Below are 16,354 nucleotides of genomic sequence, written 5' to 3' on the forward strand. Positions count from 1 at the left end.
ACTCGGCAGGTGCGCTGTATCAGACCTTCCCGCCTGCCGAAGCACGGCGCATCCTGCAGCGCATCGAGTTCCACTACACCCCCAAGCACGCAAGCTGGCTCAACATGGTCGAGATCGAGATTGGCGTATTGCGGGGACAGTGCCTCGACCGCAGGATCGACGACCCCAAGCAACTGCGCCGCGAAATCTCCGCCTGGGAGCGGCATAGAAATGCTGCCCGCTCCCGCATCAAATGGATGTTCACAATCGAAAAAGCTCGCGCCAAAATGGGACGCGCCTACCCAAACCCTTCCAAAGAGTCATAATCACCGTGCAGAGCAACTAGTCCACCGATTCCGCGATCAGGCGGATTCTGAACACGGGCTTCTTGCTCTCGTCGATCAGCTCCATCTGCCACTCGGCGTCCTGCTTGAGGCTGCGCGCGATGCTGCCGAGAAGATTGCCGCTGACCTTGGTCATCTCCGCCCACGCGGCCTCACGGCTTTCGAATTCCGACCCCTGATCAGACGCGCCAGCGAAGCGCCCGTGGCTGATCCTGAAGAAATACTGCGCCATGTGGAACTCAATTGTTGGCCCACCCCCGGCCGTCTCGGCAGAGATTAGAAGATTAGACGCTACCAAGCCATAAATTCACGAGCCCGTATCACTACGGGCTTTCGCCGCCACGTTGTCGCCTCGATCAAACGAAGTCGGCGGGACCGATGGTTGCAGTTAGAGCGTTTTCGAGCGAAGTGGACACCGGTTCGCATAGCAATCAAGTTTACGCAGATTGCGTAGACTTATCTGCGCAGAAAACGCGTCAAAACTAGAATCTAGAGCTTCGGTTCTGATTCAATCAGACCCGAAGCTCTAAGAAGCTCTAATCGGTCGAACGGCGCAATTCGGCCGCGCCTTCCGGTTGCGCCGGTTCGGGCTTCACCGGCTCGAGCCTGGTGCGCTCGACAGGCGGCGTCTCGACGCGCGTGGACACCTCCGCGCGGGAGGCGTCGGCCGAACGTGTCTGGGAGGGGCGCAGCGAACGCGGGCGCGCCACTGCGCGCGCCAGCAGCATCTGCTGCCCGCCCTGATGGCGGAATTCGCAATAGGCAAAGCCCATGCCCGACACCGAGCCGCGGAACGTGCGCTCGTCGCGCTTGTCGAGGTTGAAGCAGGGCTCGAAGGGAAGGCCCTTCAGCGAGGCGCACACGGCCTGGCCGCGAATCTGCAGGGTGTTGCCCGGCAGCCTGACGTGGCGAATTGGGCCGGAGCCGGAGAACTGGATCGAACCGGCGGCGCCCATGTCGTCGAGGATGCGGCCGGCGCCGCGGGTACCGTCAAAACAGGTGAAGGCGAATACCTTGCCGGCGACGAAGCGCCTGGCCTCTTCGGCGTTCATCATCCCGGCCAGCGCGGGCACGACCGTCGCCGCGGCCATGACCGTCCCCAACAACAGACGCGCAAGCATGAGCCACTCCACTTACCCAGCGCGGGCACCCCGCCTTTACCCGCTGCTTACCATACCAACCAAGGCAACATTGGAGCAGCTTGGTTGGTAAATTCTGAACGCCGTCAGACTATTTTTACCACGATCCGGCCGCGGACTTCGCCTGCAAGAATCTTCGGGCCATAGGAGATGGCTTGGTCCAGGCTGATTTCGTGAGTGATATCAGCTAGTTTTGCCTTGTCCAAATCGCTCGCGAGGCGGCTCCAGGCGCGCTTGCGCCGTTCGATCGGGCACATCACCGAGTCGATGCCGATAAGGCACACTCCCCGCAAAATGAACGGAGCGACCGAGGAAGGCAGGTCCATGCCGGCCGCGAGACCGCACGCGGCGACGGCGCCGCCGTATTTGGTCATCGAGAGCATGTTGGCGAGCGTGGTCGAGCCGACGCTGTCGACGCCGCCGGCCCAGCGCTCCTTCCCGAGCGCCTTGACCGGGACGGTCAACTCGCTGCGGTCGATCACCTCGGCGGCGCCGAGGCCCTGGAGGTAGGCCGCCTCTGATTGCCGCCCGGTCGAGGCGATCACGTGATAGCCGAGCTTGGACAGCACCGCGATCGCAACCGAGCCGACCCCGCCGGCAGCCCCCGTGACCACGATCGGGCCGCTCTTGGGCGTGAGCCCGTGGTCCTCCAGCGCCAGCACCGAGAGCATGGCGGTATAGCCGGCAGTGCCGATCGCCATCGCGTCACGCGCCGAGATTCCGTCGGGCAGACGCACCAGCCAGTCGCCCTTGACCCGTGCCTTCTCGGCATAGGCACCGAGATGGGTCTCGCCCATGCCCCAGCCGTTGCAGACGACCTTGTCGCCGGCCTTCCAGTCGGGATGCGAGGATTGCTCCACGGTGCCGGCGAAATCGACGCCGGCGATCATCGGGAAGCGCCGCACCACCGGCGCCTTGCCGGTCAGTGCCAGGCCGTCCTTGTAGTTCAGCGTCGACCATTCGACGCGGACGGTGACGTCGCCATCCATCAATTCCGCGTCGTCGAATTGCGTGAGCGAGGCGGTCGTGCCCTTGTCCGCTTTGTCGATCCTGATCGCCTTGAACGTCGCCACGGTGCCACTCCCTGAAAGCCTGGATATTTAAGGGAGTGTTTATCGCATCAGGCAGGCTGCGCAACCGGGCGCGACACTGGGGCTTCCACGATCGGCAGGTTGATCAGCGCCGACAGCACACCGAACAGGATCGAGAGCCACCAGATCGGCGTATAGGAACCGTATTGCTCGAACACGATGCCGCCAAGCCAGACGCCCAGGAACCCGCCAACCTGGTGGCTGACAAAGGCAAAGCCGTAGAGCGTGGCAAACCAGCGCGTGCCGAACATCAGCGCCACCAGCGCCGACGTCGGCGGCACCGTCGACAACCAAGTCAATCCGCTCACGGCGCCGAAGGCAATCGCCGAGAAGGTCGTGATCGGGAACGAGATGAAGGCGACGGTCGCCAGCGCTCGGCTGAAGTAGATCACCGACAGGATGTAGCGCTTCGGGAAGAAGTTCTGCAGCCAGCCGACGCTGAGTGAGCCAATGATGTTGAAAAGGCCGATCGCCGCGATCACCCAGCCGCCGGTCGAGGTCGGAATGCCGCGATCGACGAGATAGGCCGGCAGGTGCACGGTGATGAAGGCGAGCTGGAAGCCACAGGTGAAGAAGCCGAGCACCAGCAGCACATAGGAGCGATGGCCGAACGCTTCCGCCATCGCGGTCTTGAACGACTGCTGGTCGCCGTCCGGCACATCAGTCCTTTCCGCCGGCGGCGTCGCGAGCGCCAGCGACAGCGGTATGATCAGGAGCATCAACGCCGCAAACACGGTGAGCGCGGTCTGCCAGCCGAAATTGTCGATCATCGCCACGCCGAACGGCGCAAACAGGAACTGGCCGAACGAACCCGCCGCAGTGCCGGCGCCGAGCGCGAGGCCGCGCTTCTCCGGCGGCAGCAACTTGCTGAACGCCGACAGCACCAGGTTGAACGAGGAGCCGGACAGGCCGAAGCCGATCAGGACGCCGGCGCCGATGTCGAGCGACAGCGGGGCCTGCGAATAGCGCATCATGTAGAGGCCGGCGGCATAAAGCAGCGCACCGACGATCATCACGCGCACGAGGCCGAAGCGGTCCGCGATCGCGCCGGCGATTGGCTGGCCCAGGCCCCACAACAGGTTCTGCAACGCCAGCGCGAGGCCGAAAACGTCGCGGCCCCAGGCGAATTCACGGCTCATCGGCTGCACGAAGAAGCCGAGCGCCGAGCGCGGCCCAAAGCTCAGCAGCGCGATTGCACAGCCACAGATGATGATGATCAGCGGCGTGCGCCAGCTATCGGCGCCGGAGGAAGGTCGAAGTTCGCCGGTGGTCACAGCCATCAATTTCCCCTGCATGCTGCGTCATCGGCGGTCCCGCCCGCCAGACGAAAGGTTACAGGGGATTAATGCATTTGCATGAAAACCCCAAGGGGCCCGGAGAAAAAATTTCCAAAGCAGGGCAGCCTTGCAAGCAGGGCAGCCTTGCAAAATGACGTGGGCTCTCTCACCGTCATTGCGAGCGGAGCGAAGCAATCCATGCCCCCGCACGCCGAGAAATGGATTGCTTCGCTCCGCTCGCAATGACGGCGTCGTCCCGGCGAAGGCCGGGACCCATAGCCACAGGGAGGTGTTGTGGCGCGAGCACGTGGGTGCAGCGGAGCACACGGCAGAGGCCCGTGGTTATGGATCCCCGCTTTCGCGTGGACGACGAGCTACCGTTTCGCGCTGGCCTGCTCGGCGGAGCTTTGCGCGGCCTCGGCGAGCTCTGCCGAGATCTCCGCGGTCTCGGCCGGGTTTCCCCAGCTCGGCGCGTCGCTGCCATCGCCCCAGGCACGCGGGCGATAGAAGGTGTGGACGCCGAACTTGTACATCTTCTTCATTTCGCTGACCCAGGACGGCCGCACCCAATAGGCGTGATAGTGCGTCGACTTGTTGACCTCGGGCAGCCAGAGCCGGCCGTCGAGCATCTCCTTGGCGATCTTCTTCGCACGGTCCCACATGTCGGGCTCGCGGATGACGTCGCGGACGTTGTCGCAGGCGAAGGTGAACTGGCAGGCGAAGTGGCGGTACTTGTTCTGGTAGACCACGCCACAAACCGTGGTTGGATATTTGCCTGAGAAGGCGCGGTTCAACACCACCTGTGCCACCGCGATCTGGCCACGCACCGCCTCGCCTCTCGCTTCGAAATAGACGGCTTCGGCAAGACACTTTTCCGACTTGGCGCGCGACTTCTCGTCGAACAGGCCGAGCCGCTCGGCCGGCGTCTTGGCGTGCTGGTTGTCGGCATTGACCTCGCCCTTCGGCGCGATGCTCTCGCCCATGTCGCCGGCGCGCACCGGACCGTCGGCATCGACCGGCAGTGACGCCATCGCCTTCATGTCCGGATCGGGCGAGGCATCGGGCACGACGATCGTCGGCTCCTCGCCCGGCTGCCAGCGCTCCATGGTCTCGGGTGTTCCGAGCGACGAGCCGAAGAACAGGCTCGAGGTCTTGAATGCGAACGTATCGCGCCGTGGCGCCGTCTCGGGCGCGGCCATGGGCTGCGCGTTCGCCGGCGGGATATCGGACGTCGGCTGCGACGGCGCATATTGCGGCAACGGCGGCGCGTTGAGCGCGGCCTCCAATTCCGGATCGAGCGGCGCGTGCTCGGCGGGCGGGTGCGCAGCGGTCTTCATGCCCTTGACGGAAGAGTTCGAGGTCGAGGGATCTTCGCCTGTCGGCGCGGAGCCGCCAGGCACGGCTTCAGCCGGCGCCTGCGGTGCGACGCCGAGACGATCGCCCTTCAGCGTACGGTCGACCTTGGGGAAATCGGCGGCGACATAGCGCGGCGGCGGCGTGACGATCGGATTGCGGGTGATGGAACCGGCGAGGTCGCCGCCCTGGCTGTCGAGCCTCGCCAACCGATAGGTCGCAACTTGCGGCGAGGACGTTCCGATCGGTCGGCCGAAACTGTAGGCGGCGACGTGGATCGTGCCCATGGCGGAGAACATGCGCTTCTGCCACCGCTCAGCGACGCCGGGCTGGCGGGCAAGCAGTGACGCGATGTCCTGATATCCGATCTCGGTCGGCATCAATGCGAAGATGCTAAGACCGAGTCCGAAGAGCGCGAACCGTGCGCCCTTCGGATGGTTACGCAACACTAACATCGATACGCTCACGCAACGCTGACACCGACCGAACGCAGTCCATCCGTGCAATTCGACCAAATTTGTTGGTACTGAATTTAGGTTGCCGCGGAGTTAATCGACGTGGCTTGCGCGCTACAGGCAAGCGCTCGCAGAGATCTTGCGCGACGCATCGAACGCATTGGTAAATGCCTCGCGGATGAAAGTAGTAAATATGAGGTCAACGAAGAGAGTGAACAAAGTCTTCACGCCATTGTCCTCGCCGCATCTTCGACCGACTAGATTGAAGCGATCGACGACATCCGCGCGTGCAGCGGCGAACCTGTGCGACGTGTTGAGGCCCAGACCAATAGCGCAGCCGCGCTGAAGGCTGCTCCCAATATCGAGACGCCGGTCCACCCCGCATGGGCGTTGGCGGTCGTCGAAGCAATGGCGCCGATGGCGCTGCCGACCGAATAGAACACCATGTAGCCGCCGACGAGGCGGCTGCGCGCTTCCGGATGAAGGGCGAAGATGATGCTTTGATTGGTCACGTGGACCGCCTGGACCGCGAGGTCGAGCAGCACCACGCCGATGACGAGCGCGAGGATCGACACTGGCAACAGCACGATCAATCCCCACGATGCAGTCAGGAGCACGAGCGACAGACCCGTCGTCCATTGACCGAGACCGCGATCGGCGAGCCTGCCTGCGCTGCCTGCTGCGGCGGCGCCGGCGACGCCGACGAGACCGAAAAGACCGATCTGGCCATGCGAGAGCGAGAACGGAGGGGCACTGAGCGGAAGCACGAGCGCCGTCCAGAAGGTGCTGAACGCAGCGAAGATGAACAGTGCGAGGACGCCGCGAACGAGCAGGATGGGCTCGCGGAGGAAAAGGCTGGGGATGGACCGCAGCGTGACGAAATAGCTGTCGGAACTTTCCGGCGGAAGATGTTTCGGCAGGATGCGGAAGAGGATGCCGGCCATCGCCAATGCCAGCGCCGCCGAGGTCAGATAGACGACACGCCAACCGCCGATATCGGCGAGGATTCCGGCGACGAAGCGCGCGGCCAGGATGCCGATCACGACCCCGCTGGTGACCGTTCCGACCGCCTTCCCGCGTTCGGAAGGCAAGGCCAGCGTGGCGGCAAAGGCGACCAGCACCTGGACAACGACGGCGACGAGGCCGACCACCGCCATGCCGGCGAACAGCACGCCCTCGGTCCTGGCTGTCGCGACCGCCACAAGCGCGGCAGCCGATAGCATGCCCTGGATCACGATGAGACGACGACGATCCAGGAGATCGCCAAGCGGCACGATGAAGATCAGCCCCAACGCGTAGCCGATCTGGGTGAGCGTCACGACGAGGCCGATCGCGGCTGGCGGAATCCCGAAATCTTCGGCCATCGCATCGAGCAGCGGCTGGGCATAGTAGATGTTCGCAACGCTGAGACCTGCCGCGACGGCAAAGACCAGCGTCGTGGTTTTCGACAGCCCCCGATGTGGTTGGTCCGCCGTTACACCTGTCTCATTGCGCCCCATCGCGGCCTCCTCTTCTTCACACAATCAAGCATCTAGTCTTATGTTAAGACCAGTTGCGGCGACCAAATCTAGTTCTATTTTAGAACCAGATTTGGATGTATTCAGGCGCAAAGGAGAGCGGCGGCTATGGTGAAACGTATCAGCCTGTCGGAGGCGGATTGCCCGGTGGCGCGGGCGCTGGATGTGATCGGCGACTGGTGGTCGCTGCTGATCATCCGCGATGCGTTCGAAGGCGTGCGGCGCTTCAGCGAGTTCCAGACCGGGCTCGGCATTGCCAAGGGGATGCTGTCGACGCGTCTGCGCGATCTTGCGGAGAGGGGCGTGCTGGAGACCGCGCCGGCCTCCGACGGCAGCGCCTACAAGGAATACATCCTGACCGAGAGGGGACGCGGACTTTTCCTCGCGATCGTCGCGCTACGCCAATGGGGCGAGGACCATCTTTACCGTGCCGGCGAACGACATTCGGTGCTGGTCGATCGGGCGAACGGCGATCTGGTCGCCCGTCTTGAACTGCAGGCGTCGGATGGACGGGTGCTCGCCTGGAATGAGACGCAGGTTAGGAAGGCCGAAGCAGAGTCGGGCTGAATGCCCGCCCGAGCTTCGCTTTTCGACGCGTTTTCTTCAAGCGAACCGGTGTCCACCCTCGGATCAAGTCCGAGGGCATGCTTCGCTCGAAAACGCTCTAGTCTTCGTGCAGGAGTGCCTGCAGCCGCCGGGCCAGGTCAGCAACATGGAAGGGTTTCTCGATGATCGGAAACTCGTCCACGGCGTGATGCCGCTCCAGTGCATCTCCGGCATAACCGGAGGTGAGCAGGATCTTGATGTCCTTGGACAGCCGCCTGGCTTCGCGCGCGAGTTCGATGCCATTCATGCCGCTCGGCATCACGATGTCGCTGAACAGAAGCGCAAAGTGTTCGCCGCTCTTCAACATCTTCATGGCCTCAAGTCCGTTACGGGCACAGACAACTTCGTAGCCGAACGAACTCAACATCGCCGAGGTGACCTCGAGCAGATCTTCATTGTCGTCGACGACAAGGATCCGCTCCGTGCCTCCCGGTACCGCTCGGGGCTTGCGCTCTTGCACCGGCGCATCAGGCGCCTTGTCGGCCTTGGGCAGGTAGAGCGCGACCGTAGTTCCTGTTCCCGGTGTGCTGTCGACAGTGACGTGTCCGCCGGACTGTCGAACGAAGCCGTAGACCATGCTGAGACCAAGCCCGGTCCCCTTGCCGACTTCCTTGGTCGTGAAGAAAGGCTCGAAGATCCTGTCCCGCACTTCGGGCGGCATCCCGCAGCCGGAATCCGTGACCGCCAGCCTTACAAACTGCCCGGCCACACACTCGTCCACGGCGCCCTGCTCCAGTTCGACATTCCGCGTCTCGATCTCGAGCACGCCGCCGTCCGGCATCGCATCGCGCCCGTTGAGCGCCAGGTTGAGGAGAGCAGTCTCCAGCAGTGAAGGATCGACGTGGCACAGCCACAATTGCTCGTCCGTCCGTAGCTTGACCTCGCACCCTCCCCCAACCGCTTGCTGGATCAGACCCTGGAATTCGGCAATGAGCAGGCTCGCGTTGACGAGCTTGGGATTGAGGATCTGCCGCCGCGAGAAGGCGAGAAGCTGCGATGTCAGCTTCTCCCCTCGCTGGGTGGCGCGCCGCGCCGCCGCGGCGTACTGCCGGACCTTCGAGATGTCGCCGGCATCCTCGATGAGGTCGAGGCTGTTCGAGACCACCGTGAGCAGATTGTTGAAGTCGTGCGCGATACCGCCGGTGAGCTGACCGACCGACTCCATCTTTTGGCTCTGGTGGAATTGCTCCTCGATCAGCCGGCGCGCCTCCACCGCATGCTTGTGATCGGTGATGTCGCGGAGAAAGATCGCGAGACCCTGAGCGGAGGGAAACGCATTGATGGCGTACCAGACCTGTCGACGCGGACAGAACACTTCGAGGAATGCCGGCCGCTGCGTCGAGGTCGCCTCCAGGATCTGGTTGGTGATGTCGAGGTCGTCCGCGTCTGGAAATGCCTCCGACAATGTCATGCCCCTGACATCCTGGCCTTCTGCAATGTCGGTCAAGGCAGGTCCGTTGAGATAGGTGACGCGAAAGTCCTGACCGATGATCAGCACGCTGTCGGTGGTGCTCTCGAAAATCATCGTCATCCGGCCCGCAGCTTCCTCCGCTTTCTTCCTCGCGTCGGAGAGCTCGTGCTCGCGCTGTTCCAGCGCATCAGCCATGGTGTTGAATGCATCGGCGACCCGCGCGATTTCGGAAGTGCCGCTGATGTCCACCCGCCGGGTAAAATCGCCGAGCCGCCACCGGTTGGCGGCATCGACCAGTTGCCCGAGCGGACGACGGATGAACCGCCGGGCGCCCAAGGATGTCAGGATCAGCACTAGCGCGGTGCTCAGGATGATCAGGAAGATGCCGCGTTGCGTACCATGCTGGATTGCGGTGAAGGCCCGCTCCTTGTCCAGGCCAAAGCTGACCAGAAGGCCTCCGGAACTATCCGGCAGGGCTGCATAGCCGACGATCCGCTCGACGCCGTCGAGCTCCCTGGTGTCGGCCGCACCCGATTTCTCAAGGTGCGGTTCATGCCCCTCGCTCAGGGTCCGCCCGACAAAGTGCGCGTTGTCGGGATAGCGGGCGAGGTACCTCCCGTTGCGGTCCATGATTCCGATCGCAGCTCCCGCCGGAGCGCCCTTTCGCGCAATGTAGTCGGCGAGCCAATCCAGGCTGAGGGTTGCGATGATGGCTCCCCCCATCTGCCCGTCCTGTTCGTAGAAAGGCAATGCAAACTGAATGGCCTTTCGGCCGGATGACAGGCCCAGCGAGAACTCGCCAACGGAGAAGGCGCCGGTCTTCCGGAGGTTGGCGAAGTAGGCCCTGCCCGAGACGTTGACCGGCTTGCGATTATTGTCGGGAGTGCAGAACGTGATGCCGTTCATATCGGTGACGACAAGGGTCACGAAAGCCGGGAATCGCTGCTTGATCGCGCCCATATATTCATTGCACGCCGCGCCGTCCTTCGCCCTGATCGACGGGAGCTCCGACAGCGTGATCAGGACCTGATGGATTCCCTGAACGATCTGCTGTTGCTCCGCGGCGGCAAGTTCGGCCAGATTGAGTGCTTGGTTCTGCACTTCAATTTGGCGCGCGCGACGCAGGTCAAATTCATTATAAGCTTGGATCGCTATTGCAGGCAGCAGAGCGACAGCCACCAGCACAAGCAGCCGTGATAGAAGGGTCACTTCCCATCACGCCCCAATCCTGACGCTCGCCCGCCATCGCGCCGTTGCTGTCCTGATCTCAATTGAATACGCAAAAACAATCTGAAGCATCCCATACCAACCTCACTTTACTGGCAGAGGATTGTGAGCGCGGGTTACAGTTCGATTTCATATGACGGAAAGTTGGGTTACCGCTGTAATCCGTATTTCCTTGCCCTGCGCGCTGCAGAACCTTCCGCCAGAAAAAAGAAATGGCCGGGAAAATCCCGGCCATTTTCAAATCAGTTGCGCGAGCGCTAAGCGTCACGCCTGGCTTGCGATCGCCTTGCCGAGCGCAGCCTGGGCTGCGGCAAGCCGCGCGATCGGCACGCGGTAGGGCGAGCAGGAGACATAGTCGAGCCCGACCTCGTGGCAGAACGCGACGGAGGCAGGATCGCCGCCGTGCTCGCCGCAGATGCCGACCTTCAGGTTGGGCCGCGTCTTGCGGCCGCGCTCCACGCCGACCCTGACCAGTTCGCCGACGCCGTCGCGATCGACCGAGATGAAAGGATCGATCTCGAGGATGCCCTTGGCGATGTAGGTGCCGAGGAAGCTCGCGGCGTCGTCGCGGCTGATGCCGTAAGTGGTCTGGGTCAGGTCGTTGGTGCCGAAGGAGAAGAACTCGGCAGTCTCGGCGACCTGGCCGGCCATCAGGCAGGCGCGCGGCAGCTCGATCATGGTGCCGACCTGATAGGTCAGCTTGGCGCCGGTCTCCTTCATCACCGCATGGGCGGTGGCGTCGATCCGCGCCTTCACCAGGTCGAACTCGGCCTTGGTGGCGATCAGCGGCACCATCACCTCGAGCCCGACGGCCTTGCCGGTGCGCTTGCCGGCTTCGACCGCGGCCTCGAAGATCGCGCGCGCCTGCATCTCGGCGATTTCAGGATAGGCGATCGCCAGACGGCAGCCGCGGAAGCCGAGCATCGGATTGAACTCGGCGAGCTCGCGGGCGCGATCGGCGAGCCGGCGCGGATCGGTGTTCATCGCACGCGCGACTTCCTCGATCTCGGCCTGGGTGTGCGGCAGGAACTCGTGCAGCGGCGGATCGAGCAGGCGGATCGTGACCGGCAGGCCCTTCATGATCTCGAACAGCTCGACGAAGTCGGCGCGCTGCATCGGCAACAGCTTCGACAGCGCAGCGCGGCGCGATTGCTCGTCTTCCGAGAGGATCATCTCGCGCACCGTGCGGATGCGCGTCTCCTCGAAGAACATATGCTCGGTGCGGCAGAGGCCGATGCCCTCGGCGCCGAACTTCACCGCGGTGCGCGCATCGTCGGGGGTATCGCCGTTGACGCGGACGCCCAGCCGGCGCACGCCGTCGGCCCAACCCATCAGCGTGCCGAACTCGCCGGACAGCTCCGGCTCGATCATCGGCATGCGCCCGGCCAGCACCTGGCCGATGCCGCCATCGATGGTGATGACATCACCTGCCTTGAAGGTGCGCGAACCGACGCTCATCGTGCCGCGGCCGTAATCGACGCGGATGGCGCCGCAGCCGGAGACGCAGGGCTTGCCCATGCCGCGCGCGACCACCGCGGCATGCGAGGTCATGCCGCCGCGGGTGGTCAGGATGCCCTCGGCCGCGTGCATGCCGTGGATGTCTTCCGGACTGGTCTCGATACGGACGAGAATGACCTTGCGGCCGTCAGCCTGCAGCTTGGCCGCTTCGTCGGAGGAGAACACGATCTCGCCGGACGCCGCACCCGGCGAGGCCGGCAGGCCGGTGCAGATGATGTCGCGCGTCGCCGCCGGATCGATGGTCGGGTGCAGCAACTGGTCGAGCGAGGCCGGATCGATCCGCGCCACCGCATCTTCCTTCGAGATCAGGCCCTCATTGGCGAGCTCGACAGCGATGCGCAGCGCCGCCTTGGCGGTGCGCTTGCCGCCGCGGGTCTGCAGCATCCACAGCTTGCCCTCCTCGACCGTGAACTCCATGTCCTGCATGTCGCGGTAGTGCTTTTCGAGCAGCGTGTAGATCCGCGTCAGCTCCTTGAACGCGTCGGGCATCGCGGTTTCCATCGACGGCTTGTCGGAGCCGCTCTCCTGGCGCGCATATTCGGTGATGTCCTGCGGCGTGCGGATGCCGGCCACCACATCCTCACCCTGCGCGTTGATCAGGAATTCGCCGTAGAGCTTGCTCTCGCCGGTCGAGGGATTGCGGGTGAAGGCGACGCCGGTCGCCGACGTCTCGCCCATGTTGCCGAACACCATCGCCTGCACGTTGACGGCGGTGCCCCACGACGCTGGAATGTCGTGCAGCTTGCGGTAGGTGACCGCGCGCGCGTTCATCCAGGAGGAGAACACCGCGCCGATCGCGCCCCAGAGCTGATCGTGCGGATCCTGCGGGAACGGATGGCCGGTCTCGCGCTCAACGGCTTCCTTGTACTTGCCGACCAGCTCGACCCAGTCGTCGCCGGTCAGGTCGGTGTCCAGCGAATAGCCCTGGCTGTCCTTGAAGGCATCGAGGATGTCTTCGAAATGATGATGCTCGAAGCCGAGCACCACGTCCGAATACATCGTGATGAAGCGGCGGTAGCTGTCATAGGCAAAGCGGCGGTCGCCGGAAAGATCGGCCAGCGCCTCCACGGTCTGGTCGTTCAACCCGAGGTTGAGCACGGTGTCCATCATGCCCGGCATCGAGGCGCGGGCGCCGGAGCGCACCGAGACCAAAAGCGGGTTCTTGGCGTCGCCGAAGATCTTGCCGGTCAGCTTGCCGACATAATCAAGCGCCTTCTCGACCTGCGCCTTCAGCTCTTTCGGATAGGTCTTCTCGTGCTCGTAGAAATAAGTGCAGACCGCGGTCGGGATCGTGAAGCCGGGCGGCACCGGCAACCCCAGATTGGCCATCTCGGCGAGGTTGGCGCCCTTGCCGCCGAGCAGATTGCGCATATCGGCTTTGCCCTCGGCCTTGCCATCACCGAAGGTGTAGACCCACTTGTTCGGCTTGATCGCCGCCGCGGCCGGCTTTGACGCCGGCGCCTTGGTCACGGACTTTGCCGCGGGCTTGGCGGGAGCTTTGACGGCCGTCCTGGCAGGCGCCTTCGCAGGAGACTTGGCAGGAAACTTGGCAAGAGACTTGGCCAGAGACTTGGCAGGAGCCTTCACCGGAGCCTTCGCCGCTACTTTTGGCGCGGTCTTCTTCAGCGCCTTTCGCGCCGCCGGAGCGGCCTTGCGGGCCGGGGCGGATGGCTTTGATTTCGCTACGATTTTCTCTGCTGCTTTCTTGGACTTCGCGACGGCTTTGGCCATGGCTCTCAACAATCCGGATAGAGGGGCACGAAGAAGATGGGGGCCTTACACCACTTTGGTGTGTCGGGCGCAAGCTGCGAACCGGCTTTCGATCCTACAAATGCAACCAGCGCAAAAGCCCCATGCCGACGAGGCCCACGAAGATCAGGTAGATCGCGACGATGAAGTTCAGCAGCCGCGGCATGACCAGGATCAGAATGCCTGCGATCAGGGCCACGATGGCAGGAACATGCGCAGCGGTGATGACCATTTGAGGAAGCTCCGGCGGATTTGTTTGGGAAGGAAATCGAATCGAGGCGGGTATTGTACTGGCATCGCGTTTTCGAACGAAGTGTTACCGGTTTCGCATGAAGAAAACGCGTCAACCGAAGATCCGCCCGCCCGCCAACACGGCCCAACATTAGAGACGTTCGACAGTTCAAACGGTTCCGTCATTCACGAAAATTGCTCAAAATTGCCGCGGATACGGCCGCGTTTGTGCGGAACATCGGCGCGCGCGATGCATTGGCCTCACATCGTGCATCGGCAAAAAGCCGGCACTTGCGGGCGTCTCACAGGAGACCCGCCTTAAAGCAAAAAAATCGTCGCGAAGGAGTGAGCCATGCGAAACCGATTCTTTGCCGTTGCAGCGTTGGCGTGCGCAATCAGTGCACCGGTCGCGGCGCAAGCGCAAAGCACGGTCACGACCGGCGTTGTCGGCGGCAACACCGTTGTGGTCGAAGAAGGTGGCGGGATCACGGTCGATCAGCGGCCGGCGTTCCGTGAATATATCGTCCGCGAACGCGTACCGGACTACAGGATTTCCGAGCGCGTGACGGTCGGCACCGTGCTGCCGGACGTCGGCGTGACCTATTACGACGTGCCGCAGCGCTTCGGCGCAACCCCGTTCCGCTACACCGTCGTGAACGGCGAGACCGTGCTGGTCGAGCCGCGCTCGCGTCGCATCGTTCAGGTGATCGACTAGAGCATCATGATGAGATCGGATCGAATTGCATCCGCGATCGCGGCTGGGCTCCCTCTCCCGCTTGCGGGGGAGGGCTGGGGTGGGGGTTTCTCCGCGATTCACGCTGTCCGACCGCGGGGAGAGAGAGCCCTCACCCGGCGCTTAAGCGCCGACCTCTCCCGCAAGCGGGAGAGGTGAACACGCGGACGGGCCGATTCAACCAAAGCGCATCATGCTGATGAGCTAACTTTGGACCTGAGCGACAGTCCGGGCGCCGCGCAAGCGGATGTGCGCGACAGCGACCGGACCCAAGAGCCCCGCCTGGCCTTCCCCTCCAGGCGGGGCTCTGCTTTGTGCATGCGTAATACTTGTCATTCCGGGGTGGTCCGCAGGACCGAACTACGATGTGCAATTGCACATCGTAGAATCTCGATCGGGGGACGCCTGAGCCTCGATTACGATCGCAGCATCGAAAGCAGCGTCGATGTCGACTTGTAGTTCTTGATCGCGGCATCCTGGAATGCGGGCGTCCAGTTCGCAGCCTGCCGCTCCTCGGAGCTCATCGAAGAATAGGCGTTCAGGATGCCGAGGCTGAGCTGGCGCGGATCGCCGGTCGATTGGCTCTGCTTCAGCGCGTCGAGCACGGAAGCGCGCGTCCGCGCACTCAATTCCTGCTTGGCCGCATAGACCTCCTCGCCGGAGAAGCGATTGTCCTGGTTCAGCGCGATCGCCGACAGCGAGCGGTTGTCGAGCGGGGACAGATCGGCCAATTGCCCGGTCTTGCGCCCGGGATCATAGACCAGCTCCTTGCCGTTGCTCGCCGCCTCGCTCTTCTGGCGGTCAAGGAACGCGCGCACGTCGCTGGCGATGTCGCCGAAGTCGCGGCTTTGGCTCGGCGTGGGCGTGGCCGTGCCGGCGAGCGCGGCTGCGATCGGATCGCCGGCAATCCCCGTTGGCGCCTCCGTCGGATCTTGCTGCGTCGCCTGATAACCCTTGAACACTGCGGCGCGCTGGGCGGCCTAGGTGGCCGTCGCCTTCTCTTCCGGACTCGCGCCGTCGAGATAATCCAGCGCCGCCTTGTAGCTGACATTGTAGTCGCCGGTCAGGCGCGTGGTTGCCAGCGACGGCGCCAGCGCCGCATCGAAACGCTGCTTCAACTCGCGCGCTGCCACCGCCTGCTCGTCGGGGCTGAACTTGCCGCCATTATTGGTCGAGATCGCAAACAGTGAACGGCGGTCCAGGCTCGACAGGTCTATCGCCGTCTTGCCGTCGACCAGCGGTCCTTTCACGCCGGCCACCGTATAGAGCCGGTCGAGCGTCGTGCGCGCGTCGTTCGTGACCGTCGTAAAGTCGGGCAGCGATCCTTTTGCCAGTTGCGCGCGGGCCGCCTCCGACAAGGTCAGGTTGGTTGCGCTGTTGGACGCGAGCGGATCATTGCTTGCGCTGTCGTTGGACAATGTCGATGCCAACGACGGCGTCGCCGCCGTCCGCGCATAGGCCGAACCATATTGGGCGTAAGGATTGAGCGCCGTGCCGATGGAGGTCATCGGGAAATTCCTGCATTTGCGCGCGGGCGATTTCTTAAGAAACCGTTCACCCGTCGCGACCTTCGCAGGACGTGGTTAATGAGCCGTAAATGTTGCGGAATATTTCCGCCGCCCCCACGCCGTCATTCCGGGGCGTCCGCAGGACGAACCCGGAATGCATTTCTCGGCGTGCTCTGCCGCCCGATCCGGGCTCGCGCTTCGCGCGCCCCGGAATGA

12 protein-coding genes and 1 pseudogene are annotated in these 16,354 nt (G+C 63.5%); 3 read left to right on the top strand and 10 right to left on the bottom strand.

Annotation, left to right across the window (positions count from 1 at the left end):
- Nucleotides 1-305, top strand: a 305-nt coding sequence (locus K288_RS46080) for a transposase (protein WP_043160329.1), incomplete at its 5' end; no start/stop codon positions are given.
- 16 nt (nt 306-321) lie between these two features.
- On the opposite strand, the gene K288_RS0120480 is transcribed toward K288_RS46080, so the two are convergent.
- From K288_RS0120480 to K288_RS46085, 6 genes are all read right to left on the bottom strand, one after another.
- Nucleotides 322-555: a hypothetical protein gene (locus K288_RS0120480; protein ID WP_027581242.1), complete on the bottom strand. Its 234-nt coding sequence runs from the start codon at nt 553-555 to the stop codon at nt 322-324.
- A 304-nt stretch (nt 556-859) separates the two neighbouring features.
- Nucleotides 860-1,444: a hypothetical protein gene (locus K288_RS0120485; protein ID WP_027581243.1), complete on the bottom strand. Its 585-nt coding sequence runs from the start codon at nt 1,442-1,444 to the stop codon at nt 860-862.
- A gap of 104 nt (nt 1,445-1,548) precedes the next feature.
- Nucleotides 1,549-2,535, bottom strand: coding sequence for an MDR family oxidoreductase (locus K288_RS0120490; RefSeq protein WP_027581244.1), 987 nt, complete (start codon nt 2,533-2,535; stop codon nt 1,549-1,551).
- Nucleotides 2,536-2,582: 47 nt separating this feature from the next.
- Complete coding sequence (locus tag K288_RS0120495) at nt 2,583-3,833, bottom strand: MFS transporter (RefSeq protein ID WP_027581245.1); 1,251 nt, start codon at nt 3,831-3,833, stop codon at nt 2,583-2,585.
- A 371-nt stretch (nt 3,834-4,204) separates the two neighbouring features.
- Complete coding sequence (locus K288_RS0120500) at nt 4,205-5,638, bottom strand: cell wall hydrolase (protein WP_027581246.1); 1,434 nt, start codon at nt 5,636-5,638, stop codon at nt 4,205-4,207.
- A gap of 257 nt (nt 5,639-5,895) precedes the next feature.
- On the bottom strand, nt 5,896-7,137 hold the full coding sequence (locus tag K288_RS46085; protein WP_051334640.1) for an MFS transporter: 1,242 nt from the start codon (nt 7,135-7,137) through the stop codon (nt 5,896-5,898).
- Nucleotides 7,138-7,263: 126 nt separating this feature from the next.
- Between K288_RS46085 and K288_RS0120510 the strand changes: the two genes are divergently transcribed.
- Complete coding sequence (locus K288_RS0120510) at nt 7,264-7,722, top strand: helix-turn-helix domain-containing protein (protein WP_027581247.1); 459 nt, start codon at nt 7,264-7,266, stop codon at nt 7,720-7,722.
- Between the two features lie 97 nt (nt 7,723-7,819).
- Here the strand turns inward: K288_RS0120510 and K288_RS0120515 are convergent, their stop codons facing one another.
- From K288_RS0120515 to K288_RS50735, 3 genes are all read right to left on the bottom strand, one after another.
- The gene (locus K288_RS0120515; protein WP_244443189.1) at nt 7,820-10,273 is read right to left on the bottom strand and encodes an ATP-binding protein; all 2,454 of its coding nucleotides are present in this window, start codon (nt 10,271-10,273) and stop codon (nt 7,820-7,822) included.
- A gap of 390 nt (nt 10,274-10,663) precedes the next feature.
- Nucleotides 10,664-13,648: a pyruvate, phosphate dikinase gene (gene ppdK / locus K288_RS0120520; protein ID WP_027581249.1), complete on the bottom strand. Its 2,985-nt coding sequence runs from the start codon at nt 13,646-13,648 to the stop codon at nt 10,664-10,666.
- 94 nt (nt 13,649-13,742) lie between these two features.
- Nucleotides 13,743-13,898, bottom strand: coding sequence for a DUF3096 domain-containing protein (locus tag K288_RS50735; protein ID WP_080663951.1), 156 nt, complete (start codon nt 13,896-13,898; stop codon nt 13,743-13,745).
- A 351-nt stretch (nt 13,899-14,249) separates the two neighbouring features.
- On the opposite strand from K288_RS50735, the gene K288_RS0120530 reads away from it, so the two are divergent.
- Nucleotides 14,250-14,612: a DUF1236 domain-containing protein gene (locus K288_RS0120530; protein WP_027581250.1), complete on the top strand. Its 363-nt coding sequence runs from the start codon at nt 14,250-14,252 to the stop codon at nt 14,610-14,612.
- Between the two features lie 434 nt (nt 14,613-15,046).
- On the opposite strand, the pseudogene K288_RS46090 reads toward K288_RS0120530, so the two are convergent.
- Nucleotides 15,047-16,138, bottom strand: a pseudogene (locus K288_RS46090) (hypothetical protein).
- Nucleotides 16,139-16,354: the final 216 nt, after the last annotated feature.

The sequence above is a fragment of the Bradyrhizobium sp. Ai1a-2 genome, assembly GCF_000426245.1.
In the GTDB taxonomy this organism is placed as follows: Bacteria; Pseudomonadota; Alphaproteobacteria; order Rhizobiales; family Xanthobacteraceae; genus Bradyrhizobium.